A 23310-nucleotide genomic window follows, 5' to 3' on the forward strand; every position below is an offset into this window, starting at 1 on the left:
ATACATTTGTTTTGTTTGGGCAGGGTTTTGTTTTGTTTATTCAACTGTTGTTTTGCGGGCCCCACGGTTGGCCCGGGACCGCTGTGCGGTCCGGGCCATCGGTCGGCGGAGGGTGCGAGGTTCGGACTCGTGGGGGGTTGCCTTGGCCCGCTTTCCGGGCGGGCGCTGCCGGGGCGTTGGTCAGGGGTGGGGGATGACGGCGACTGGGGACTGGGCGTGGTGGAGGGCGGCGTGGGCGACGCGGCCGAGGCGGGGGCCGAAGTCGAGGGAGCGGTGGCGGCGGCCGACGACCAGGAGGGCGGCGCCGGCGGAGGCTTCGACCAGGCCGCGGGCAGCGCCGAGCCGGACGTCCTCGATCACCGCGGTGTCCGGGTGCCGCTCGCGCTGGCCGGCCAGGGCGAGGGAGAGCAGTTTGGCCTCCAGCGCCTCCAGTTGGGCGATCTCGGTGGGCGGCACGGCTCCGCCGGCGTAGCCGAAGACCGGCGGGAGGTCCCAGCCGTGCACGGCCCGCACCCGGGCGCCGCGCAGGGCGGCCTCCTGGAAGGCGAAGGCGAGCACCTCCTCCTCCGGGGCGTGCGCGTCGACGCCGACCAGTACCTCGGGCACGCCGTCGCCGGCGCCGTCGGGCGCGCCCGGCTCGCGCACCACGACCACCGGCACCGTGCTGCGGGCGGCCGCGGCCATGCCGACCGAGCCGAGCAGCAGCCCGGTGAAGCCGCCGAGGCCGCGCGAGCCGAGCACCAGGAGGGCGGCGTCCGCGGCCGCGGCGACCAGGCCGTCCACCGGCGCGTCCAGGACGGCGTCGGTGTGCACCGCCAGGTCGGGGTGGCGCTCGCGGATCGCGTCGGCGGCCGAGGACAGGACCCGCTGCGCGGCGGCCGGCAGGTCGTCGGGCTCGGCGAAGGTGGCCACGCCGTCGGTCAGCCACGGCCAGGCGTGCACCAGGCGCAGCGGGGTGCCCCGGAGCACCGCCTCGTCGGCGGCCCAGAGGGCGGCGGTGGTGCTCTCCGGCGAGCCGTCGACCCCGGCGAGGACGGATGGCGTCATGAGGGTTCCTCCACTGTGTCGGCGCTTGGCGGGGCGGCGCGGGGACGGTGTGTGCACTGACGGCCCGTCCGCTCCTCCCCCACCCTGGCGGTCCGCCAGGGCCTCGCGACAGAGGCCGCAGGCCCCTCCGCGACGGGACGAAAGGCCCGCCCGTGGGAGCGTACGGCGCACCCCGGCGTGCGGGGTGCCGACACCCGGGCACTACCGTGAATCCGGCAATCGCCCTGATCGGGCGGCACCTGGCGCCCTCCGGCGGCGGGTGGAGGACGGGCCAGGGCGAGTACGAGGAGGACAGCGGTGGGCGGAGCGGACGGCAGCGCGGCGGGTGGCGGCGCGCGGATGCCCCGGCTGCGCCTGGACGAGCTGCTGGAGGAGCTCCAGTGGCGGATCGACGCGGCGCGCGGCACCCAGAACCGGGTGCACAGCCTGTTGGAGGCGGTGCTCGCGGTCGGCCGGGAGCTGGACCTCGCCCAGGCGCTGCACCGGATCGTCGAGGCCGCCGCCGACCTGGTGGACGCCCGTTACGCCGCGCTCGGGGTGATCGGCCCGGACGGGCACTCGCTGTCGCAGTTCCTGACGGTGGGGATGTCCGAGGAGGAGATCGCCGAGATCGGCCCGCCGCCGTCCGGCCGGGGCATCCTCGGCGAGTTGATCCGCGACCCGCAGCCGCTGCGCTGCCCGGTGCTGTCCGAGCACCCGGCCTCGGCGGGCTTCCCGCCGAACCATCCGCCGATGCACACCTTCCTCGGGGTGCCGGTGCGGGTGCACGGCGAGGTGTTCGGGAACCTGTACCTCACCGACAAGCGCGGCGGGCTGGACTTCGACACCGACGACGAGGCGGTGATCTCCACCCTGGCGGTCGCGGCCGGGGTGGCGATCGACAACGCCCGGTTGTACGAGGAGGCGCAGCTGCGCCAGCGCTGGCTGCGGGCCAGCGCGGAGATCAGCCGCAGCCTGCTGTCGGGCGCGCCCCGGCTGGAGGTGGTGGAGCTGATCGCCCGCCGGGCCGGGGAGATCGCCGGCGCCGAGCTGGCCGACGTCTCGGTGGCGCTGGACGGTCCGGAGGAGCGGGCGGAGGAGCTGACGGTGGAGGTCGCGCTGGGTGGGGCGCCGGCCGCGCGGCTGGGGGTGACGGTGCCGGTGGACGGCACGCTGTCGGGCGCCGCGTACGCCTCCGGTTCGCCGGTGACCAGCGACGACCTGGCCTGCGACGCCCGCTACCCGGCGGGTCCGGCGGGGCGCTTCGACGGACTGGGTCCGGCGGTCGCGGTGCCGCTGGGCACCGGGGCGGGGTACGGGCGGGGCGTGCTGCTGCTGGCCCGCGCGGCCGGGCAGCCGGCCTTCGGGCCGGACGAGACCGGGCCGCTGCTGGGCTTCGCGGACCAGGCGGCGCTGGCCCTGGAGCTGGCCGAGCGGCGGCGCGACGCCGAGCACCTGACGCTGCTGGAGGACCGTGACCGGATCGCCCGGGACCTGCACGACCTGGCGATCCAGCGGCTGTTCGCGACCGGGATGACGTTGCAGAGCGCGGGCCGGCTGATCGACAGCCCGGCCGCCGCCGACCGGGTCGCCCGCGCGGTGGCGGACCTGGACGAGACCATCAAGATCATCCGGTCGACGATCTTCGGGCTGCGCGCCCACAGCGAGCCCGACCGGGGCCTGCGCGCCCGCGCCACCCGCGTCGTCGCCGAGGCGCAGGGGACGCTCGGATTCGCGCCCCGGCTGAGCATGGAGGGCCTGCTGGACACCGACGTGCCGCAGGAACTGGCCGACCACGCGGTGGCCGTCCTCGGCGAGGCGCTCAGCAACGCCGCCCGGCACGCGCGGGCGGGCCGGGTGGAGGTGACGCTGCGGGCGCTCGCCGGGCGGGTGGCCCTGGTGGTGGCCGACGACGGGGTGGGCGTACCCGAGGGCGGCCGGCGCAGCGGGCTGCGCAACCTCGCCGAGCGGGCCGAGCGGGTGGGCGGCACCTTCACGGTCGAGCCCGCCGAGGGCGGCGGCACCCGGCTCTCCTGGGAGGCCCCGCTCGGCTCCTGACGTGCCGTCACCGGGATGTCGCCGGGCCTTCGCCCACGCCGCTCCGCGCCCTTGCGTGCGCCGTCCCTACTCGAACGACCGAACGCCCTCGGGCGGGTTCACACGTCGAGCACGCCCCCCTCGAAGAACGCTCTCAACATCCATTGTCGCCACGCATGTTCGACGGTAGAGTCGCCGTTCGCCGAGCACGGATGAGCATTCGACAGCATCATTTGGGGCGGCCATGTCAATTAATCAGGACACCCTCCAGGTCGCTCCCGACCTGATCCACGCGTTCACAAAAATGGCACGCCGCAATCCCCGGCACCCCGCGATCGTCCAGCGGGGGCGCACCCTCGACTACGGCCGGCTCGCAGAGCTGGCGAACACCCTGGCCAGGCGCCTGGGACCGGACCCCGGCACGGTCTGCGTGCCGGCCGTCCACACGGCCGAAACGGTGGTCGCACTTCTCGGCGTGCTGACCGCCGGAGGTACGTACTGCCCGATCGATCCGGCATTCCCGGAGGCCCGTCGACACGCCATGGCGACGGCCGCGAACTGCCGCACGGCGATACTCGGCGAAGCCGTCGCGGACCACCAACTCGGCACTCGATTAGTGGAGTTACCCGCCCTCTCGGAATTCCCCGGAGAACCGCCCGGAACCCTTCCGGCGGACCGCGCCGCAAGCGGCCCGGAACATCCGGCCTACATTCTCTTCACGTCGGGTTCGACCGGGCAGCCGAAACCCGTCGCCACTCCCCGCCGGGCCGTCGCGGCCACGGCCCACGCACTGCGCGACCTCTTCCACCTCACCCCCCAGGACCGGGTGCTCCAGTTCGCCTCGCTCAACTGGGACACCTGCTTCGAGGAGATCCTCCCGGCACTCACCGCGGGCGCCACCCTCGTCCTCGACCCCGACGCGCACTGCGGATCGTTCCCGCGCTTCCTGCGGATGGTCGAGCGCGAGCGGATCACCGTCCTGGACCTGCCGACCGCCTTCTGGCACGAACTCGTCCACCACCTGGTCGACGACCGGGCCGAACTGCCGCCCTGCGTCCGGCTCCTGGTGATCGGCGGGGAGGCCGTCCAGCCGGCCCGGCTGGACGACTGGGCCCGGCTGGACACCGGGCGGATCCGGCTGCTGAACACCTACGGCTGCACCGAGACCACCCAGATCACCCACGCCGTCGACCTGTCCGGACCGCTCGCCCGCGAACCGGTCGGGCCCGGCGCCCACCGCGCACCGGCCGCCCGCGCACCGATCGGCCCCGCACCGATCCGCCCCGCACCGATCGGCCACGCCCTGCCGCACGTCATCGAACGCCTCGGCGAGCAGGGCGAGTTGCTGATCGGCGGGCCGGGCCTCGCGCTCGGCTACCCCGGCCTGCCCGAGGCGACGGCGGCCCGGTTCACCACCGTCGACGGCGAGCGGTACTTCCGCACCGGCGACCGGGTGAGCCGCGGCCCGGACGGCCTGCTCACCCACCAGGGCCGCCTGGACGGCGAATTGAAGGTGCGCGGCGTCCGGGTGGACCCGGCGGAGGTCGAGGCGCACCTCACCGGCCACCCCGAGGTGACCGCGGCCGCCGTCACCGGTGCCACCCTGGCCGGCCGCACCACGCTGCTCGCATACGTCGTGGCACGCCGGCACACCTCCCCGCCGGACCTGGCCGGCGAGTTGCTGTCCTACCTGCGGGCCCGGGTGCCCGGCCACCTCGTGCCCGGGCGGATCACCGTCGTCCCCCGGCTCGTGCACACCCCCAGCGGCAAGGTCGACCGGGCCGGCTGCCACCTGCGCTACGGCGCCCACGACAGGTCGAAGGAGACCTCCGTTGAGCACTGACCTCACCACCCCCGCCACCCCGCAGGACCTGGTGGCCGTCTTCCGGCGCGTGCTGGAACGCGACGACGTGGCGCCCGACTCCGACTTCTTCGACCTCGGCGGCGACTCGCTGATCGCCACCCGGGTGCTGAGCGCCGTCGCGCGCGGCTACGCCGTCGAGCTCACCTTCGACGAGTTCCTGCTCGCGCCCACCCCCACCGCGCTCGCGCGCAGAATCACGGCCGCGAGATGAACGACCACCCGTCCGACGACGACCCGTTCAACGACCACCCGTTCAACGGCCGGCAGTTCAACGACCAGCAGCCCGCAGGCACCGCCGTCGTGGTCGGCGCCGGACTGGCCGGGCTCACCGCCGCCACCGGGCTGGCGGCGCACGGCTTCGACGTGACCGTCCTGGAGGCCCGGGACCGGGTCGGCGGACGCACCCACGGCATCGAGGCCGCCCCCGGCGTCCTGGTCGACGCCGGCGCCGCCTACCTGGGCGACCGGCACACCGAACTCCTCGCCATGATGGACGAGTTGGGGCTCAAGACCACCCCCACCACGATGTCCGGCGCCAGCCGGTTCGCGCTCGGCGGCGGCACCGGCACCGGCAGCGACGCCGAACCCGGCCCCGGCCCCGGCCCCGACGCCGCGACCCGCGACGGCCGGTTCCCGCCGCTCGACGGCGTCGCGCTCGGCGACCTGTTCGACCGGCTGTCCGAACTCACCGCCGCCGTACGGCCGGAGGCGCCCTGGCTCACCCCGGACGCCGAACGCCTGGACGCCCTGACCGCCGCCGAGTGGGCCGAGCAGCACCTCACCCACCCCGACGCCCGGCTGTTCTTCCCGCTGTTCCTGGGCGAGATGACGGCCGCCGACCCGGCCGACATCTCCGTCCTCCACCTCGCCTTCTACCTGCGCTCCGGCGGCGGCCTGCGCTACCTCAACGCCTTCGCCGGCGGCGCCCAGCAGGACCGGATCGCCGGCGGCGCCCACCAGGTGTGCGAGCGGCTGGCCGAGCGCCTGGGCCGCCGGGTACGGCTGGGCGAGCCGGTCCGGGCCGTCCACCAGGACGCCGACGCCGTCACCGTGCACACCGACCGCGGCGAACACCGCGCGGACGTCGCCGTCATGGCACTGCCGCCGCTGCTCGCCGACGCGATCGACTACCGGCCCGGCCTGCCGGTGCGCCGGGCCGGTGAGCGCACCGCGCGCGGCTGCGCGGTCAAGGTCCACCTGGTCTACCCGGCGCCGCTGTGGCGCGACCACGGCCTGTCCGGCTGGTCGGTCAACGCCCGGGGGCCGCTGCTCTCCACCGTGGACGACTCCCCCGCCGAGGCCGGCATCGGCGTCCTGACCGGCTTCGTCACCGGCGCCGAGGCGCACCGCTTCGCCGCCCTCACCCCGCGGCAGCAACGCGCGGCGGCCGTCGGGCAGGCCGCGCAGCTCTTCCCTATGCTCCCCGAGCCGACCGCCTGCCACGTCACCGACTGGCTCAACGACCCGTACAGCCAGGGCTGTTACGCCGCCCTGCTGGGGCCCGGCGACTGGCCGCGGCTCGGCCCGGCGCTGACCGCGCCGCACCACCGGGTGCACTGGGCCGGCACCGAGACCAGCACCGCGTACTTCGGGCTGATGGAGGGCGCGATCCGCTCCGGCCACCGGGTCGTCGCCGACATCCTCGCCCGCGCCTGAAACCAGCGCCCGACGCCCGCACACCCGCCTTCCCCCCGCCTTTCCCCCTCCCCGGAGCCGGTTCCACGAGAACCCGCGCCCGGCACCCTCCTCGGGAGACCCCCATGAGCGACCGCAGTTCCATCGCGCCCCTCGCCGTCAGACAGCGGCTGATGACCGAACCCGCCCTGGGCGCGGGCAACTTCCTCGACCACGCCCTCGCGGCCAACCCGCACCGCGCCGTCCCCTCCGTCTTCACCCACCGCACCGACCACCGCGGCGAGGTCGTGCTGCGCGGCCACAGCCTGCTCGACCTGGCCGCGCTGCGCGACCGCTACGCCGCCTGGTACCACGCCAACGGGGTGCGCCCCGGCGAGCCGGTGGGCGTCGTGGTCGGCGAGGGCCTGGAGCCGCTGCTGCACTTCCTCGCGCTGACCTCGCTGGGTGCCGTCCCCGCGCTGGTCAACGACGCGATGCGGCACGACGTGCTGGTCCGCTACCTGGACCACGTCGGCGTGGTCGGCGTGGTCGCCGACGACCCCACCCGGCTGGCCGCCGCCTACCGCGAGGACCCGGGCCGCCGCCCGCGCTTCCTCGCCCTGGCCGCCGAGGTGCAGGCCTTCGACGCCGACGCCGTCGAGCTGCCCGCCGACCACCCGTACCGGCACGCCCCGGACGACGTGGTGGCGCTGATCCACTCCTCCGGCACCACCGGCACCCCCAAGTCCACGATGCTGGCGCACCGCCAGTTCTGGGACGGCAAGCAGCCGCGCATGGAGCGCTTCCCCGCCGAGCCGTACGACCGGCTGATGTCGCTGATGCCGCACACCCACGCCGGCGGGCTCAGCTACTTCCTCACCGCGACCCTGCTCGGCCTGCCCACCGTGGTGATGTCCGACTGGCGGCGCGCCGTCGTCGAGCCGGTGATGGAGGCCTTCCAGCCGACCATGGTCGCCTCCTTCCCCCGGACCTTCGTCGAGCTGGCCACCGGCGAACTCCCGGTCCGCGGCGCGGCCCGGGTGCACTCCTGGTTCAACACCGGCGACAGCGCGCACCACGGGCACATCCGCCGCCTGGTGACGCTCGGCGAGCGGCCGGCCGGGCTGATCCGCCCCTGGCTGCTGCCGCAGGACCTCGCCGACCAACCCGCGCTGCCCGGTTCGCAGTTCGTCGACGGCCTGGGCTCCTCCGAGATGGGCATGGCGCTCTTCGGCCAGGTGACCACCCCGGAGAGCACCCGCGACGACCGCTGCGTCGGCAGGCCGCTGGAGGTGGTCCTGAAGGCCGCCGTGCTCGACCAGGACGGCACCGAACTCCCGGACGGCACGGTCGGGTTGCTCGGCGTGGTCAGCCCCTCCCGGACCCCGGGCTACTGGCACGACCGGCGGCTGACCGAGAGCTTCGAGCTGGCCGGCTACTGGCTCACCGGCGACGTCGCCCGCCGCTCGCCCGACGGCCGGTTCTACCACCTCGACCGCACGGTGGACGTCATCGACACCGCCGACGGCCCGGTCTACAGCCTGCCGATCGAGGAGGTGCTGCTCGCCGACTGCGCCGACCTGGTGCAGGACTGCTCGGTGGTCGGCGTGCCCGGGGCGCCCGGTGAGGGCCAACGCCCGGTCGCCGTCGTCCGGTTGCAGGCCGGGGCCGGAGGGGCCGCCGCCGAGGAGGTGCAGGACGCGGCGAACAAGGCGCTGGCCACGGCCGGGCTGGCCGCGCTCGCCGCCGTCCGGATCGCCCGCACGCCGCAGGACTTCCCGCTCGGGCCGACCGGCAAGGTACTCAAGCGCGAGCTGCGCACCCGCTTCGCCGGCCTCTTCACCGACCCCCAAGCCGACCCGCGAACCGAGCCCCAAACCGGCACCCAAGCCGACCCGCGAACCGAGCCCCGAACCGGTACCCAGGCCGGCCCCTCCACCGCCCCCTCCGCCGGCCAGTAGCCGGCCATGGACCACCCCGTGATCCGCCAGCCGTACACGTACGCGCGGACGGCGCTGGTCGAGCCGGACTGGCGGCGGCTGCCGGGCTGGCGCCACGTCACCGAGGCGCAGTGGCGCGACGCCCAGTGGCAGCGGGCCCACTCGGTGAAGACCGCCCGGCAGCTGCGGGCCGTCGTCGGCGACCGGCTCTCCGACCACTTCTATAGCGAACTCGCCGCCGACCAGGCCGGGTTCGCCACCATGCCGATGCTGCTGCCGCCGCAGCTGCTGAACACCATGGCCCCGGACGCCCCGGCCGACCCGCGGGCCTTCACCGAGGCGTTCCTGGCCGACCCGGTGCGCCGCTACATGCTGCCGGTGCGCACCGACCGGCACCCGCACTGGCCCAGCCACCCCCGGGCCGAACGGGACTCGCTGCACGAGGCGGACATGTGGGCCGTCGAAGGTCTGACGCACCGTTATCCCACCAAGGTGCTGGCTGAGTTGACCGCCACCTGCCCGCAGTACTGCGGCCAGTGCACCCGGATGGACCTGGTCGGCACCTCGACACCCCAGGTGGCCAAGACCCGGCTGCTGCTGCGCCCGGCCGACCGGCAGGAGCAGATGCTCGACTACCTCAAGCGCACCCCCGCCGTGCGCGACGTGGTGCTGTCCGGCGGCGACCTCGCCAACGTCCCCTGGCCCCGGCTGGAGTCCTTCCTGCTGCGGCTGCTGGACCTCGGCACCGTCCGGGACATCCGGCTGGCCAGCAAGGCCGTGGTCGGCCTGCCCCAGCACTGGCTGCAACCACAGCTGCTGGACGGCCTGGCCCGGGTCGCCGAACTGGCCGCCCGCCGCGCGGTCAACCTGGCCGTGCACACCCACGCCAACCACGTGCGCTCGGTCACCCCGCTGGTCGCCGAGGCGGCCCGGGCCCTGCTGGACGCGGGTGTGCGGGACGTCCGCAACCAGGGCGTGCTGATGCGGGGCGTCAACGACACCCCCGAGGACCTGCTCGACCTCTGCTTCGCCCTCCAGGGCGAGGCGAACATCCTGCCGTACTACTTCTACCTCTGCGACGTGATCCCGGGCGCCGAGCACTGGCGGACGCCGCTGCACCAGGCGCAGCGCCTCCAGGAGGCGATCATGGGCTACCTGCCCGGCTACGCGACCCCCCGCCTGGTCTGCGACGTCCCGCACGTCGGCAAGCGCTGGGTGCACCAGGCGGTGGCCTACGACCGCGAGCTCGGCATCTCGTACTGGACCAAGAACTACCGCACCGGCCTGGAGAGCGGCGACGGCGGCCAGGACGCCCCGCTCGACCGGCGCCACCCCTACTACGACCCGGTGGACACCCTCCCGGAGACCGGCCGCCGCTGGTGGTCCGGGCCGTCCACCGCACGAGGAGCGCGATGAGCACCCCCGACCCGAGCCCCGGCCCGAGCCCTGCCCCGAGCCCCGACCCAAGCCCCGCACCGAGCCCCGGCCCTCCCCGGGACGGCGAACTGCGCCGCCTGTGCTGGATCTTCCCCGACCGGGAGTCCTCCCGGATGGCCGCGATGTGGCACGGCTTCTTCTGGGACCTCTACGCCGAGAGCGCCGCCGACCTCGGCCTGCGCTGGACCAGGCACGCCCCGGAGGCCGTCACGGTGGACGCCACCGGGCCCGGCCGCCCCCGGGTCTACGTGGACGACGAGCCGGTCACCCCCGAGGACACCCTGTTCATCACCGCGCTCTACTCGCTGCCGTACCAGTCGATGGACGTCTTCAACCAGTACGCGCTGTACGCGGTGCTCGAACAGGCCGGGTTCTACCTGCCCTTCCCGCCGCAGGTCTCGCTGATCGGCAACGACAAGCTGGCCACCCTGCTGTTCCTGGGCGGCTCCCCGGTGCCGACCATCCCGACGGTGCGGATCGGCACCGGCCGGGACATCAGCAAGCACGGCTACGAGGTGGGCCTGCGGAACATGACCTACCCCGCGATCGTCAAACCCTCCGGCTGGTGCGGCGGCGGCGGGATCAACCTGGCCCGCGGCCCCGAGGACGTCCGGGGCCTGGCCAGCCTCGCCCAGGGCGGCGACACCACGCTGGTGGTCCAGCCCTACCTGGGCGACGGCACGATCGACTACCGGGTGTACGTCGTCGACGGCGAGCCGTACGCGGTGATGAAGCGGACCCCGGAGCCCGGCTCCCCGGTCGCCAACGCCAGCCGGGGCGGCGCCATGGAGTTCCCCCCGGTGCCGCCCGAACTCGCCGCCGCCACCGCCTGGTTCGCCGAGCGGCTGCCGATCCCGTTCTTCTGCGTCGACTTCCTGTACGACGGCGAGCGGTACTGGTTCTCCGAACTGGAACCGGACGGCGTGATCGCCCCCGACCTCACCGACCCGGACCGCACCCTCCAACGGGACGTCACCCGTGCCCGCTTCGCCGCCTACCGCGACGGCCACGCCAAGTGGCTCGCGGACGGCGCCCGCCCGCTCACGCTCGACCCCGCCCGAAGCCCCGCCCCCAGCCCCGCCCACAGCCCCGCCCACACCCAAGCCCTCGACCCCCGGACGGACTCCCGATGACCGCCTCCTTCTCCCTGCCCCCCGAAGCCGCCGAGCCTCGCCTGCACGTGGCCCGGCGCACCCTGGAGCGGCTGCGCAGCGTCCCCGCCCTGGCCCCGCGCTACGCCAGCCACGTCAACATCCACACCCTCGACCGGCTCGCCACACTCCCGCCCCTGGCCAAGGACGACCTCAACACCGCCCTCGCCCACCTGGAGCCCGCCGCCGACCAGGCCGCCACCTGGCTGTTCCAGAGCGGCGGCAGCACCGGCGCCCCCCAGGTCGGCTACGCCCCCACCGGCTTCTACATGGCCGGCGTGCACGCCCACTGGCAGCCGCTCGACCGGACGGACGTCTTCGTCAACGCCTGGGGCGCCGGCCGGATGTGGGGCGCGCACTTCCTCGCCGCCGCGCTCGCCGACCTCTCCGGCTGCCGGATCATCGCGCTCGGCTCGGTCGCCGCCGAGGAGTACGGCGACTGGCTGGCCTTCCTGGCCGCGCGCCGGGTGACGGCCATCGGCGGGACGCCCAGCGTGCTGCGGCTCTGGTTCGCGCACGCCCGCGCCGCCGGCATCCGACTCCCCTCCCTGCGCAAGGTGTTGTGGCTCGGCGAGGCCTGGCAGCCCCAACTCGCCGAAGACCTGGCCGTGGTGGCGCCCGAGGCGCAGCGCTGGGGCATGTTCGGCAGCACCGAGACCTGGGTGGTGGCCACCAACACCCCCGACTGCCCGGCCGACACCTTCCATCCGCTGCCCGACCAGCTGGTCCACGCCGACGCCGACGGCCTGCTCGACTTCACCACCCTCAACCCCGAGATGCTCAATCCTGTGCTGCGCTACCGCACCGGCGACGCGGGCGAGTTGACCGACTGCCCGTGCGGGAGGCCGGGCCCGGCGATGCGGGTGCTGGGCCGGCGCGACAGCGTCGTCCAGGTCCGCGGCCTCGGGCTGGACGTGGCCGAGCTGATCGCCCGGGCCGAGCGCGAACCGGGCGTGGCCCGGGCCCAGGTGGTGCTGACCGAACAGCGCGGCCGGGCCACCGGGGTGGAGGTGCTGCTGCTCACCGGCGGGGCGGGCGCCGCGCCCGACGCCGAGCGGCTGCGCAAGGAGCTGTTCACCGCCACCTTCACGCTCAGCACCGCCTTCCAGCACGACCCGGAGTCCTTCCGGGTGCGGCCGGTCGAGGAGCTGATCAGCAACGGCCGCACCGGCAAGACCGCCGGGCTGGTCCTGCGGGAGGGCGCGTGACGTCCGACCCGGCGGGAGGCGGGGTGACGTCCGACCCGGCGGGAGGCGGGGCGGCGCCCGTCCGGCCGGCGCCGCTGGGCCGGGGCTTCGACCTGTTCTGGGCCGGGCAGACCGTCAGCCTGGTCGGCGACAAGGTCACCGTGTTCGTCGTCCCGACCCTGATGATCTTCGTCCTGCACGCCTCCGCCCTCCAGGTCGGCGTGGTGGCGATGGCCCAGTACCTCGGCATCCCGCTGCTCGGGCCGGTCGCCGGAGTGCTGGTCGACCGCTGGGACAAGCGCCGCACCATGCTCGGCTGCGACCTCGTCCGGCTGGCGGCGGTGGCGGCGATCCCGCTCGCGTACTGGCTCGATGTGCTGTCCACCCCGCTGCTGTTCGGCTGCGTGGCGGTGATCAGCGGCGCGACGATCTTCTTCAACGTCGGCTACCTGGTCGCCGTCCCCGCCGTGGTGCCCGAGGACGGCATGGTCCGCGCGTACTCCCGGCTGGAGGGCAGCGGCTCGGTCGCCGAGGTCGCCGGCCCCTCCATCGCCGCCGCCCTGTACAGCGCGCTCGGGGTGGCCGCCCTGCTGGTCGACGCGGCCAGCTACCTGGTCTCGGCCGTCTGCTTCCGGTACATGAGCCCGTGGGGCGAGCGGACGGTCGAGGACGGCTCGATCCGGGAGCGGCTGACCCTCGGCTTCCGGCTCAACTGGGCGGACCCGGTGCTGCGCCGGGTGGTGCTGGCAGCCGTCACGCTGAACTGCGGCGGGCCGGTCTTCGTCACCGTCCTGCCCGTCCTCGCCTACCGGGGCCTGGGCGTGACGGTCGGCGCCTTCGGCGCGGCCATGTCGGTGGCCGCGCTCGGCGCGCTGGTCGGTGCCCTCGTCGCCCCGCGGCTCAGCCGGCGGTTCGGCCTGGGGCGGACGATGGCCTGGTCGCTGCTGCTGCACTGCCTGGCCGGCCTCGGCCTGCTCGCCGCGCCCGCACTGCCGCCCGGGCCGGTGATCGCGGTGACCATGGGCTGCTACGGATTCTTCATGTCCTGCATCAACGTGTGCAGCGCGCCCACCCGGCAGGCCCGGATGACCGCCCGCAACCAGGGCGTCATGCACGCCGCCTTCCGGACCGTCACCTGGGGCGTGATCCCGCTCGCCGCGCTGGTCGGCGGCCTGGCCGTCACCCTGCTCACCGGCCCGCTGGGCATCCTGGACGCGGCCCGGGCGGTGATGGCGGGCGGCACCCTGCTGGCCGCCTGCTCCTTCCTCCCTGCCCTCGGCCTCCAGCCGCTGCTGGACGCCGCCGGACGCGAGGCCGCCGCCCCCGGGGAACTCGCGGAGAGCGCGTCGTGAGCGACGCGAACGCCGGGAACGCCGTGAGCAATGTGAACGCCGACAGCAAGGTCCTGCTGATCACCGGGACGTCCTCCGGCATCGGCCTGGCCACCGCCGTCGCAGCGGCCCGGGCCGGGTACCGCACGGTGGCCACCCTGCGCGAACCCGGCCGCGCCGGGGAGCTCCGGCAGGCCGCCGAGGCCGCCGGCGTCACCGTGGACGTCCGCCGCCTCGACGTCACCGACCCCGGCTCGGTCGCCGCCTGCCTGGACGGCGTGGCCCGGACGTACGGGCGGCTGGACGCCGTGGTCAACAACGCGGGCGTCTCCAACTCCGACCCGACCCTGGAGATGTCCACCGACGCGGCGCTGCGGGCCAACCTGGAGGTCAACTTCTTCGGGGTGGCCGCCGTCAGCCGGGCCGCGCTGCCGCTGCTGCGGGCCGCCGCAGGCCGCCTGGTCGCCGTCGGCAGCGTGCACGGCGTGGTCGGCCAGCCGTTCAACGAGGCCTACTGCGCCGCCAAGTTCGCCGTCGAGGGGTTCCTGGAGGCGCTCGCCCCGGTCGCGGCGGCGCACGGCGTCCAGGTCTCGGTGGTCGTGCCCGGCTACGTCCCGGACACCCGGTTCGGGGTCTTCCCGGACATCGACCGCGGCACCATCCAGGCCGCCTCCGGCCCGTACGCGCCCACCTTCGCCGGCTACCTGGACTGGGTCGGCGGCCAGGGCTGGGAGTCGGCCGGCCAGCCCGCCCGGGAGGTCGCCGAGGTCGTCGTACGGACCCTGCTCGCCGACCGGCCGCCCTTCCGGGTGCCCGCCAACCAGTGGGCCGCCGACTACCTGGCCGCCAAACTCGCCGACCCGGACGGCTCCACCGTCCAGTCCCTCGCCCGGACCTGGCTCGGGCAGCCCGACGCACGCCGCGAAGCACGCCTCGAAACACGAGCTGAAGCACGAGTCGAAACACCCGCCGAAGCACCCCCCGCAGCACCCTCCTCCTGAACAAGGGACCCGACCACCATGCCCGCCAAGCCCCTGGCCGAGCTGATCGCCTTCGCCCGCGCCAACTCGCCGTTCTACGCCGAGCTGTACCGCGACCTACCCCCCGCCGCCGAGCGCCTCGACCAGCTCCCCGTAATCGACCAGGCCGCCTTCTGGGCCGCCAACACCTGGCCCGACAACCGCGTCCTGACCGGCCCGCTCAGCGACGCCGGCATCTACAAGACCGGCGGCACCACCGGCGTCCCCAAGTTCTCGCCCTGGACCCGCACCGAGCACGCCGACTCGGTCACCGCCTTCGGCGCCGGACTCGTCCGGGCCGGCCTGCGGCCCGGGCACCGGGTCGCCAACCTGTTCACGGCCGGCGAACTCTACGGCGGCTTCCTCTACATCGAGGGCGCCCTGCACCACGCACCCGTGGACAACGTCCGCCTGGGCGTCGGCGGCGCCGCCCCCGACCCGTACATCGCCGACCTCATCACCGGCTTCGGCGTCCACGTGCTGGCCGGCGAGCCGATGAAGCTCAGCGCCGTCGCCGAGTGCCTGGTCCAGCGCGGGGAGACGGCCGACGGGGTCGAACTGCTGCTGTTCGGCGGCGATCTGCTCTTCGCCGACCTGCGGCCGATCCTCGCCCGGGCCTTCCCCCACGCCGCCGTCGCCTCCGTCGGCTACGCCTCCAACGACGCCGGGCTGGTCGGCTCGCCCGTCCCCGGCGACGACGTCCGGGTGCACGAGGCCTTCGCGCACCGCACGGTGGTGGAGCTCGTCGACGACGTCACCGGCAAGACGATCACCACGCCCAGCACTCCCGGCCGGGTCGTCGTCACCAACCTGTTCCGCACCCTGATGCCGATCCTGCGCTACCCGACCGGCGACCGCGCCGAGTGGACCGACGCCCGCTGCCGCCGCTTCCGCCTGCTCGGCCGCTCCACCGAAGGCGCCCGGGTCGGAACCGTCGCCATGCCCACCGAGGAGATCCGGGCCGTCCTGCTCGCCGCCGACCCGGAGCGCCACATCACCGGCATGCAGCTCGTGCAGCGCCGCTGGGCCGGGCGCGACGGCCTGATCCTGCGCCTCGGCTACACCGGGCAGCGGCCGGGCCCCGAACTCGCCGACCGGCTCGTCGAGGCCGTGTACACGGCCCGGCCGCTCTACCCCGACGAGGTCGCACTGGGCAGCATCCACGACCTCGCGGTCGAGTGGGTGCCGCGCTCCGAACTGGTCACCAACCCGCGCACCGGCAAGCTCCAGCAGGTACTGGACGAGCGTCCGCAGTCCTGACCGGACGGTGATGGCAGGGGCCGGGCAGCGGGGGTGAGGGCCGGGCGGTCAGTCGGTCTGCGGCCGGCCCCCGATCACCACGCTCTGCCCGCGGAACTCGGCGATGACCTTCCCGTCCGCCCGCCGGACCGTCACGTCGTAGACCCCGCTGCGCCCGGCCCGCGACCGCTCCACCGCCTCCGCCACCAGTTCGTCCCCGACCGCCGCCGGGGCCAGGAAGACGACCTGCGCCGCCTGCGCGACCGTCACCGGGCCGTGGCTGTTGCAGGCGAACGCGAACGCGGCGTCGGCGAGCAGGAACAGGAAGCCGCCGTGCGCCGTCCCGTGGCCGTTCACCATCGTCGCGGCCACCGTCATCCGCGTCACCGCGCGACCGGCGGACACCTCGTCCAGCGCGATGCCCAGCAGCCGACAGGTCTCGTCCCGCGCGTAGAGGGCGGCGGTCCCGGGGTCGAGCATGGCGTCCTGTTCCCTCCGTCGACGGCGTCCGGGTCAGCGTAGAGCACGGCGCCCGGCCGCCGTCCGGGGGAACTCGGCCGCGCCGCATCGCCGTTCAGCCCACCCTGCCGCGCGCCGACCCTAGCCTGCTCAGGTTCCCCGAGCGCAAGGACGGCTGATGGCCCAGAAGTCACCCGCGACCGCCACCCCACCGGGCCCCGCCGAGATCCCGTCGGCGCAGCCGCCCAGCGGATCCGTGACGGCCCTGCGGATCGGGGCCGCCGTGACCGGCGCGCTGCCCTCCGTGGTGCTGCGGCTGGCCGGGGTGCACCTGGCGCCCGTGCCGGGCATGGCGGTCTTCGGCCTCGGGGTCCTGGCGGCGGCGCTCCTGCTGATGTGGGCGGCGGAGACCGCCCGGGCCGACATCTCCGGCCCGCTCGCCCTGGCCCTGCTGGCGTTCATCGCCGTCCTGCCCGAGTACGCCGTCGACCTCTACTTCGCGTACGCGGCCGGCACCCGGCCCGAGTACGCCGCCTACGCGGCCGCCAACATGACCGGCGCCAACCGGCTGCTGGTCGGCGTCGGCTGGCCGCTGGTCGCCCTCGCCTCCTACTTCGCCGCCCGGCGCCGCGGCGCCACCCCCGGGATCACCCTGCGGGAGCACCGGCGGATCGACACAGGCTTCCTCGGCGCCGCCGCCCTGGTGGCCTTCGTGATGCCGCTGACCCGGCAGATCTCCTGGGTGCTCGCGGTCGTCCTGATCGCCTGGTACGGCTACTACCTCTTCCGGGTCAGCCGCTGCGGCGAGGACGACGAGGAGGAACTCATCGGCGTCCCGGCCCGGTTGGCCGCCCTTCCGCGGCAGCGCCGCCGGGCGACCACCGTCCTGGTCTTCGCGGTCGCGGCCGGGGTGATCTTCGCCTGCGCCGAGCCGTTCGCCACCTCGCTGGTCGACGCCGGCGCCTCGCTCGGCATCGACCGCTTCCTGCTGGTGCAGTGGCTGGCCCCGCTCGCCTCCGAGGCGCCCGAGTTGATCGTCGCGGTCGTCTTCGCCTGGCGGCTGCGCGGGGACGACGGCCTCGGTGCGCTGCTCTCCAGCAAGGTCAACCAGTGGACCCTGCTGATCGGCTGCCTTCCGTTCGCCTACCTGGCCGGCGGCGGCGCAGCCTCCCTCCCGCTGGTCGAGCGCCAGGTGGACGAGGTGCTGCTGACCGCCGCGCAGACCGTCCTGGCCGTGGTGCTCCTGCTCGACCTGCGGTTCCTGCCCTGGAAGGCCGGGCTGCTGTTCGCCTTGTTCGCCGTCCAGTTCGCCCTCCCCGGCGAGTCCGCCCGGGTCGCGCTGAGCTGGGTCTACCTCGCCCTGGCCGTCCCGCTCCTCGCCGTGCGCCTGCGCCAACTCCCGCCCACCGTCCGCGCCTTGGCGGGCCGCATCGAGGGCGATCCGCACTAGCACCAGTGGCTCGGCTCGATTGGTCGACCGGGAAATTGATCGGCTGCTGGTAGTCCGTCAGGCTGTCTCCGAGTTCTGATCTTGGAGGTGGTCGTGGGGCGTCGTCCGGGAGTGTTCGTCCGGCTGGTGAGCATGGAGGAGGGCCGGCGGCTGCAGCGGATCGGCCGGACGTCGAAGGATCCGGTGAGGCTGCGGCGGGCGATCGTGGTGCTGATGTCCACGCAGGGGCAGTCCGTGCGGGACATCACCTCGCTGCTGCGGGTCGGTGAGGACTACGTGCGCGATGTCATCCACGCCTTTGACGAGCGGGGGTTCGACGCACTGGACCCAAAATGGAGCGGGGGACGCCCGAAGACGATCGGTGAACAGGTGCGCGAGCGCATCTGCCTGATCGCCCGGACGTCCCCCGCGGACTGGGGTATCGCCGCGTTCTCCACCTGGAGCCTGACCAAGCTCGCCGAGCACCTGATCGCGCGCAGGGTCATCACCGTCCTCAGCCGCGAGACCCTGCGCCGGATCCTGCGCGAGGGCAAAGTCTCCTGGCAGACGACGACCACATGGAGGGCATCCACGGACCCGGCCTTCATCGCCAAGATGCACCGGGTCCTGGAGCTCTACGACGCGCCGCCCGCCGACGGGCGGGTGGTCTGCGTGGACGAGTTCGGCCGTGCGCCACGAGGCGCTGAGGAATCGAGTGGGAGGAGGAGCCCACCGCTGGTCATCGCAGTGACCGGTTGAAGCTGGAGGCAGGCTGATCCCCAGGTCGGGGGTGAGGCCGGAAGCAGCCTCGACAACGTAGGGGCGGACCGAGACCACCAGGCGGTCCGTGCCCGCAAGCGAAGACGGAATGGGTGTAAGGAAACTGAACCAGTGGTTGAAGCCCCGTGAGTCGTCAGCGGCCTGCCGAATCTGGTGGATGGGTCGCTTTGCGGTACTGGAGAGTGCTCTGTCCGATGGCCTCTCCTCTCCGAACGCACTTCTGAGTGGTCGGAGGCCCGGACCAAGACTGCGATGTGCGGTCCGTGGTGATGCCGCCGGGGTAGAGCTGGGCGCCGAAGCCGTCGTAGAGATCCTCAGTGAACGTGGGAAGCGATCCGGTGTCGCCCTCCCCGTCCGGCAGCCAGCCGGGCGGCGGGCAGGTGCGACGCTCACTGATGGCGCCGGATCGTGGCGGAGTCGCCGTAGTACTTCGAGGTCGGGAAAGCCGGCCGCATGGGGAAGGGCGACAGCGTGATAGCAGTGGTGCTGCTGCCGGGGAGGAGCGTTGTTGAATAGCGACGCGCCGTCGATATCGTGGCCGAGCATTTTCGCGGCCGAGCGACGGGTACTCGAACATCAGCTCAAGCTGCACCGATGGGCAAGGGCCGAGCCGGAACGCCGGTTCGGCGACGTGTTCAACCTGATCTGCGACCGGTCCACCTTGCTGGTGGCCTGGGAGCGGGTGTCGGGTAACCAGGGTGCCAGAACGGCGGGCGTGGACGCGGTGACGCGTCATCACGTCGAGGACTACGGGGTGATTCCGTTCCTGGAGGAACTGCGTTCCTCGCTCAAGGACGGATCCTTCACCGCGCTGCCGGTCAAGCAGGCGGTGATCCCCAAGAAGGGCGGCAAGGTCCGCTACCTGGGGATCCCTACCCTGCGCGACCGGGTCGCGCAGATGGCCCTCAAGCTGGTTCTGGAGCCGATTTTCGAGGTCGATTTCTACCCATCCAGCTACGGGTATCGGCCCGGCCGTCGGGCCCAGGATGCCATCGCCGAGATCCACCATCTCACCAGCCTCTCCTACGAGTGGGTGGTGGAAGGGGATATCACCGCATGCTTCGACAACGTCGACCATCACGTTCTGATGGACTTGGTGGGAGAGCGCATCAAGGACCGGAAGGTCCTGCGTCTAGTCCGTGCGTTCCTGCGGGCCGGAGTCGTCGAACTGCACGGTGGCTTTGCGGACAGTCTGAACGGAACTCCGCAAGGCGGGGTCGCCTCACCGCTGTTGGCCAACATCTATCTCTCCGTCCTGGACCGGTACTTCGCCCGGCTCTGGAACGAGGAGATGAGTCCGCGCTGGCGCAGGCAGTACCGGCGCAAGAAGGGACTGCCGAACTTTCGACTGGTGCGTTACGCCGACGACTTCGTCGTGCTCGTGCACGGCACCAGGTCAGACGCGGAAGCGCTGAAGTCGCAGATCGGCGAGCTGCTGGCCAACAAGCTGAAGATGACCCTCTCGGTCGAGAAGACACACATCACCCATATCGACGACGGCTTCGTCTTCCTGGGCTTTCACATCCAGAGCAAGATCCGGGGCGACGGACGTCGAGTCGTGCTGACGATTCCGGCAAAGCAGGCGCTGGCATCGGTGATGCACAAGATCAAGAGGCTGACGGGGCAGGGAACGACCTCGCTCTCGTTGGCGGAGGTGCTGCGGAAGGTCAATCCGGTCCTGCGGGGCTGGGCAGGCTACTTCCGCTACGGCGCATCCAAGAAGACGTTCTCCTACCTCGGCTGGTACGCGTGGTGGAGAATGCTTCGGTGGATTCGCCGTAAGCACCCTCACCTGACCTGGAAGCAGTTGCGGCGACGTTACTACGGGACGGACCGCATCGCCGAGGACCGCATGGTCCTCTACAACCCGGCGAAGATGCGGGTCGAACGCTACCGTTACCGCGGAGCGCAGATCAGCACACCATGGAACATCGACGAGGTCGACCCCGATGGAGCGCGATTCCGTCGGACCGACCACGACGACATGGCCTTCGTCGGCCGGGTCAGCGAACACCTCACCTGACCCTCTCGGATCACGTGGAGAGCCGGATGCCCGGCCAACGGGCACGTCCGGTTCGGCGGGCGGGGACGGGAAGACCGACACCTGCAAGGGTGCACGGCGTCTCGTCCCCGACCCAACCGCTCAACCTTCAGCCGCGCAAGGGCAAGGCCTGGCGCCCCACGCGTTCGCCGCGCCGGCTGCAGGCCACCTACAACCGCTACGACGGCGTGATGCACATGCTCGCCGCCCTCGACCTGACCACCGGCAAGATCTACTACCGGATCCGTAAGCGAAAGCGATGGCGTGAGTTCCTCGGCCTGCTCAAGGCCCTGCGCTCCCGCTGGCCCGGGGAGAAGCCTTACGTCGTGCTGGACAACTTCTCCCCGCACAAGCACCCGAACGTGCGGGCCTGGGCAGCGGACAACGAGGTCGAGCTGGTCTTCCTGCCCACCTACGGCTCGTGGCTGAACTGGATCGAGTCCGAGTTCGCGGCACTTCGTTACTTCGCGCTCAACGGCACCGACCACCGCAGCCACGCCGAGCAGAACGCCGCCATCAACGTCTACATCCGCTGGCACAACGCATGCGCCGAGCCCAAGTCCAGCTTCGCCCTGGGCTCGCCGATCCGCAGTTGGACCGAGTATCCAGCCAGGGCCGCGTAGCGCGTCACGTCTCGGTTTGGCCTCGGGGCGCCCGGATCCTCGGCAGGCCGAAGCCCGTCATCTGCTTCTCCTCGTAGGAGAGGAAGCCCATCTGCCGATAGAAAGCGTGGTTCCTCTTCCCCTCCGGTGTCGACTCATGGTCGGTGGACAACAGGAAGAAGCGACAGTGCGCGTACCGCTCCATCAGGTGTTCAAGCAACGCCCGGCCGATCCCCTGCCGGTGGAACCTCGGGTTGACCAGCAGGTCCTGGACGTAGCAGATGCTTTCATCGTCGGAGACCGTCCTGGCTAGGCCAAGGAGCACGCCTGACTCATCGCGGGCAGTGATGACCAGGTGCGAGTTGGCCAGACCGCGACAGAGCTTGTCGACGTCGCAGGTGTACCCCTCCCACCCGACCGAGACGTAGAGCCCGAACATCTCCTCCGGGTCGAACTCTGTTTCCTCCGCAATCACCACGCCGGACTCTCCAACTCCAGTCAGCCGCCTCGCGCCGGCACGGCCAGGGACTCAGGACTGCGCTGCCTGCGACTTCCCCACCCGGGCGGCAAGCAAGGCGGTTCCCTCCATCTGCCGTCCAGCATGCATCCTCTATTGATCTTGCCGGATGCACAACGCATGCCGGTCTCCAGGTTGGCGCCCCGCAGAGATCAATTACCCGGTCGACCAATCGAGACGCGCCACTAGTTTGTGCGCGGGGGCAGCCGCCGGCCGACGACGAGTTCGGGGCGGATGCGGATCCGGACGGCGCCGGGGGCGCGGCCGACGGCGGGGCCGACCTGGGCGCGGCCGAGGACGGTGACGTACCAGCCGGAGCCGTCCACGCCGTCCACCTCGTCGGCCTCGAAGGCGATCACGGCGTCGTCCACGGCCCGCGCGAGTTCGGAGCCGGCCGGGGCCGAGAGCAGCACTCCGCCGCCGTCCGACAGGTCGAGCCGGAAGGACACCGGCAGCACCGCCGGGAGAGCGCGGATGGTGTAGACCACCCGGCCGACCGCGGCCCTGGCCAGCAGTTCCAGCGCCCGCTCCCGGTCCAGTTCGAGCAGGTCGTGATCACCGTTCATGCCCTCGATGCTCGCCCCGGCGGTGGCGGCGCCGCGAGGGCCGATGGTCCCGCCGGGGGTCCCGGGCCCGGACGTCGCGTCAGCCCCGGAGGGAGCGCAGGTGCCCCGGCTGCGCGGCGGCGGCCGCCTGGCGCAGCTCGGTGGAGATCAGCGCGGCCTGCACCCGCCGCTCCACGCCCAGCTTGGCGAGCAGCCGCGAGACGTGGTTCTTCACCGTCTTCTCGGCGAGGTAGAGCCGTTCGCCGATCTGCCGGTTGGTCAGGCCCTCCCCGATCAGCGCCAGCACCTCCTGCTCGCGCACGGTCAGCGCGGGCCCGGTGGTGACGGGCTGCGCGGGCTCGGCGTCGCTGCGCAGGCGGTTGAGCAGCCGGGTGGCGGCGCCCGGGTCCAGCATCGAGCGGCCGGAGGCGACGGTCCGCACGGCGGCCACCAGGTCGGTGCCGCTGATCTGCTTGAGCACGTACCCGGCGGCGCCCGCCATGACGGCGTCCAGCAGCGCCTCCTCGTCGTCGAAGGAGGTCAGCATCAGGCAGGCCAGGCCGGGCATCCGGGAGCGCAGTTCGCGGCAGACCGACACCCCGTCGCCGTCGCCCAACCGGACGTCCAGCACCGCGACGTCGGGCCGCAGCGCGGGCACCCGGACGAGCGCCTGCTCGGCGGTGGCGGCCTCGCCGACCACCTCCAGATCGGGCTCGCCGTCCAGCAGGTCGTGCACCCCGCGGCGCACCACCTCGTGGTCGTCCAGCAGGAACACCCGCACCGGCGCCGGTGCCCCGGCGCCCGCCGTCTTGGTCGCCATCACGCGGCTCCACCTTCGTCACCCCCGCACACTCCCGGCAGGGCCCAGGGCATCATCGCCCACCGGCCGCCGCAGGGCCCAGGGCCCAACGACCCCATTCGGGCGAGCGCGCGGGCGGCGCGGCCCCCGCAGGAGCCGCGCCGCCCGTAGGGCCCGTGGCCGCGGGGGGGGGGGGCGGCGCCCGGGGGGGGGGGGCGGCCCGCCCCCCCCCGCCGCGCGCCCCCCCCCCCCCCCGAGGCCCCCCCCCCCCCCCCCCCCCGACCCCCCCCCCC

General features: G+C 73.3%; 20 protein-coding genes. 15 read left to right on the top strand and 5 right to left on the bottom strand.

Annotated elements, in window-relative coordinates; genetic code table 11:
• Window positions 1-180 precede the first annotated feature (180 nt).
• Window positions 181-1047 carry a universal stress protein gene (locus tag ACFV6D_RS16340; protein WP_363373346.1) on the bottom strand — a complete coding sequence of 289 codons (867 nt, stop codon included), beginning with the start codon at window positions 1045-1047 and terminating at the stop codon, window positions 181-183.
• A 339-nt stretch (window positions 1048-1386) separates the two neighbouring features.
• Between ACFV6D_RS16340 and ACFV6D_RS16345 the strand changes: the two genes are divergently transcribed.
• The 11 genes from ACFV6D_RS16345 (at window position 1387) to ACFV6D_RS16395 (ending at window position 15866) form a co-directional block, all read left to right on the top strand.
• Window positions 1387-3084, top strand: coding sequence for a GAF domain-containing protein (locus ACFV6D_RS16345; protein ID WP_380560258.1), 1698 nt, complete (start codon window positions 1387-1389; stop codon window positions 3082-3084).
• Window positions 3085-3307: 223 nt separating this feature from the next.
• The gene (locus ACFV6D_RS16350) at window positions 3308-4906 is read left to right on the top strand and encodes an amino acid adenylation domain-containing protein (protein WP_380560233.1); all 1599 of its coding nucleotides are present in this window, start codon (window positions 3308-3310) and stop codon (window positions 4904-4906) included.
• Complete coding sequence (locus ACFV6D_RS16355) at window positions 4896-5138, top strand: phosphopantetheine-binding protein (protein ID WP_063346173.1); 243 nt, start codon at window positions 4896-4898, stop codon at window positions 5136-5138. Before ACFV6D_RS16350 ends, ACFV6D_RS16355 begins: the two co-directional genes overlap by 11 nt.
• Window positions 5135-6583, top strand: coding sequence for a flavin monoamine oxidase family protein (locus ACFV6D_RS16360; RefSeq protein ID WP_380560235.1), 1449 nt, complete (start codon window positions 5135-5137; stop codon window positions 6581-6583). The genes ACFV6D_RS16355 and ACFV6D_RS16360 overlap by 4 nt, the downstream gene beginning before the upstream one ends.
• A 104-nt stretch (window positions 6584-6687) precedes the next feature.
• Complete coding sequence (locus ACFV6D_RS16365) at window positions 6688-8502, top strand: class I adenylate-forming enzyme family protein (protein ID WP_380560237.1); 1815 nt, start codon at window positions 6688-6690, stop codon at window positions 8500-8502.
• 6 nt (window positions 8503-8508) lie between these two features.
• On the top strand, window positions 8509-9897 hold the full coding sequence (locus ACFV6D_RS16370) for a KamA family radical SAM protein (RefSeq protein ID WP_380423994.1): 1389 nt from the start codon (window positions 8509-8511) through the stop codon (window positions 9895-9897).
• The gene (locus tag ACFV6D_RS16375; protein WP_380560239.1) at window positions 9894-11051 is read left to right on the top strand and encodes a RimK family alpha-L-glutamate ligase; all 1158 of its coding nucleotides are present in this window, start codon (window positions 9894-9896) and stop codon (window positions 11049-11051) included. Before ACFV6D_RS16370 ends, ACFV6D_RS16375 begins: the two co-directional genes overlap by 4 nt.
• The gene (locus ACFV6D_RS16380) at window positions 11048-12277 is read left to right on the top strand and encodes a phenylacetate--CoA ligase family protein (protein WP_380560241.1); all 1230 of its coding nucleotides are present in this window, start codon (window positions 11048-11050) and stop codon (window positions 12275-12277) included. Before ACFV6D_RS16375 ends, ACFV6D_RS16380 begins: the two co-directional genes overlap by 4 nt.
• Window positions 12274-13608 (top strand): MFS transporter, encoded by a 1335-nt coding sequence (locus ACFV6D_RS16385; RefSeq protein ID WP_380560242.1) that lies wholly within the window; start codon window positions 12274-12276, stop codon window positions 13606-13608. The genes ACFV6D_RS16380 and ACFV6D_RS16385 overlap by 4 nt, the downstream gene beginning before the upstream one ends.
• On the top strand, window positions 13605-14588 hold the full coding sequence (locus tag ACFV6D_RS16390) for an SDR family NAD(P)-dependent oxidoreductase (protein WP_380560244.1): 984 nt from the start codon (window positions 13605-13607) through the stop codon (window positions 14586-14588). Before ACFV6D_RS16385 ends, ACFV6D_RS16390 begins: the two co-directional genes overlap by 4 nt.
• Window positions 14589-14606: 18 nt before the next feature.
• Window positions 14607-15866 (top strand): phenylacetate--CoA ligase family protein, encoded by a 1260-nt coding sequence (locus ACFV6D_RS16395; protein ID WP_363373367.1) that lies wholly within the window; start codon window positions 14607-14609, stop codon window positions 15864-15866.
• Between the two features lie 48 nt (window positions 15867-15914).
• On the opposite strand, the gene paaI is transcribed toward ACFV6D_RS16395, so the two are convergent.
• A complete protein-coding gene (gene paaI / locus ACFV6D_RS16400; RefSeq protein WP_371515760.1) occupies window positions 15915-16325 on the bottom strand; it encodes a hydroxyphenylacetyl-CoA thioesterase PaaI in 411 nt (136 codons plus the stop codon).
• 157 nt (window positions 16326-16482) lie between these two features.
• On the opposite strand from paaI, the gene ACFV6D_RS16405 reads away from it, so the two are divergent.
• The 4 genes from ACFV6D_RS16405 to ACFV6D_RS16420 all read left to right on the top strand — a co-directional run bounded on the left by ACFV6D_RS16405 (window position 16483) and on the right by ACFV6D_RS16420 (window position 21177).
• Entirely contained in the window at window positions 16483-17754 is a 1272-nt protein-coding gene (locus ACFV6D_RS16405; protein WP_380560246.1) for a hypothetical protein, read from the top strand.
• Between the two features lie 132 nt (window positions 17755-17886).
• Complete coding sequence (locus ACFV6D_RS16410) at window positions 17887-18492, top strand: IS630 family transposase (RefSeq protein WP_380560260.1); 606 nt, start codon at window positions 17887-17889, stop codon at window positions 18490-18492.
• Window positions 18493-19021: 529 nt separating this feature from the next.
• Window positions 19022-20536 (top strand): group II intron reverse transcriptase/maturase, encoded by a 1515-nt coding sequence (gene ltrA, locus ACFV6D_RS16415; RefSeq protein ID WP_380560248.1) that lies wholly within the window; start codon window positions 19022-19024, stop codon window positions 20534-20536.
• Between the two features lie 89 nt (window positions 20537-20625).
• Window positions 20626-21177: a transposase gene (locus ACFV6D_RS16420; RefSeq protein ID WP_380560250.1), complete on the top strand. Its 552-nt coding sequence runs from the start codon at window positions 20626-20628 to the stop codon at window positions 21175-21177.
• A gap of 4 nt (window positions 21178-21181) precedes the next feature.
• Here the strand turns inward: ACFV6D_RS16420 and ACFV6D_RS16425 are convergent, their stop codons facing one another.
• The 3 genes from ACFV6D_RS16425 to ACFV6D_RS16435 form a co-directional block, all read right to left on the bottom strand.
• Window positions 21182-21634 carry a GNAT family N-acetyltransferase gene (locus tag ACFV6D_RS16425; RefSeq protein ID WP_208869037.1) on the bottom strand — a complete coding sequence of 151 codons (453 nt, stop codon included), beginning with the start codon at window positions 21632-21634 and terminating at the stop codon, window positions 21182-21184.
• Window positions 21635-21858: 224 nt separating this feature from the next.
• Window positions 21859-22239: a pyridoxamine 5'-phosphate oxidase family protein gene (locus tag ACFV6D_RS16430; RefSeq protein ID WP_063346182.1), complete on the bottom strand. Its 381-nt coding sequence runs from the start codon at window positions 22237-22239 to the stop codon at window positions 21859-21861.
• A gap of 79 nt (window positions 22240-22318) precedes the next feature.
• Entirely contained in the window at window positions 22319-23038 is a 720-nt protein-coding gene (locus tag ACFV6D_RS16435; protein WP_063346183.1) for a response regulator transcription factor, read from the bottom strand.
• Between the last annotated feature and the right edge of the window lie 272 nt (window positions 23039-23310).

Source organism: Kitasatospora sp. NPDC059812 (assembly GCF_042732075.1).
Classification (GTDB): domain Bacteria; phylum Actinomycetota; class Actinomycetes; order Streptomycetales; family Streptomycetaceae; genus Kitasatospora.

Coding starts and splice junctions, on each gene's coding strand:
- ACFV6D_RS16340 (WP_363373346.1), bottom strand. CDS start 1,047: ATGACGCCATCCGTCCTCGCCGGGGTCGACGGCTCGCCGGAGAGCACC.
- ACFV6D_RS16345 (WP_380560258.1), top strand. CDS start 1,387: ATGCCCCGGCTGCGCCTGGACGAGCTGCTGGAGGAGCTCCAGTGGCGG.
- ACFV6D_RS16350 (WP_380560233.1), top strand. CDS start 3,308: ATGTCAATTAATCAGGACACCCTCCAGGTCGCTCCCGACCTGATCCAC.
- ACFV6D_RS16360 (WP_380560235.1), top strand. CDS start 5,135: ATGAACGACCACCCGTCCGACGACGACCCGTTCAACGACCACCCGTTC.
- ACFV6D_RS16365 (WP_380560237.1), top strand. CDS start 6,688: ATGAGCGACCGCAGTTCCATCGCGCCCCTCGCCGTCAGACAGCGGCTG.
- ACFV6D_RS16370 (WP_380423994.1), top strand. CDS start 8,509: ATGGACCACCCCGTGATCCGCCAGCCGTACACGTACGCGCGGACGGCG.
- ACFV6D_RS16375 (WP_380560239.1), top strand. CDS start 9,894: ATGAGCACCCCCGACCCGAGCCCCGGCCCGAGCCCTGCCCCGAGCCCC.
- ACFV6D_RS16380 (WP_380560241.1), top strand. CDS start 11,048: ATGACCGCCTCCTTCTCCCTGCCCCCCGAAGCCGCCGAGCCTCGCCTG.
- ACFV6D_RS16395 (WP_363373367.1), top strand. CDS start 14,607: ATGCCCGCCAAGCCCCTGGCCGAGCTGATCGCCTTCGCCCGCGCCAAC.
- paaI (WP_371515760.1), bottom strand. CDS start 16,325: ATGCTCGACCCCGGGACCGCCGCCCTCTACGCGCGGGACGAGACCTGT.
- ACFV6D_RS16405 (WP_380560246.1), top strand. CDS start 16,483: ATGGCCCAGAAGTCACCCGCGACCGCCACCCCACCGGGCCCCGCCGAG.
- ACFV6D_RS16410 (WP_380560260.1), top strand. CDS start 17,887: ATGGAGGAGGGCCGGCGGCTGCAGCGGATCGGCCGGACGTCGAAGGAT.
- ACFV6D_RS16430 (WP_063346182.1), bottom strand. CDS start 22,239: ATGAACGGTGATCACGACCTGCTCGAACTGGACCGGGAGCGGGCGCTG.
- ACFV6D_RS16435 (WP_063346183.1), bottom strand. CDS start 23,038: ATGGCGACCAAGACGGCGGGCGCCGGGGCACCGGCGCCGGTGCGGGTG.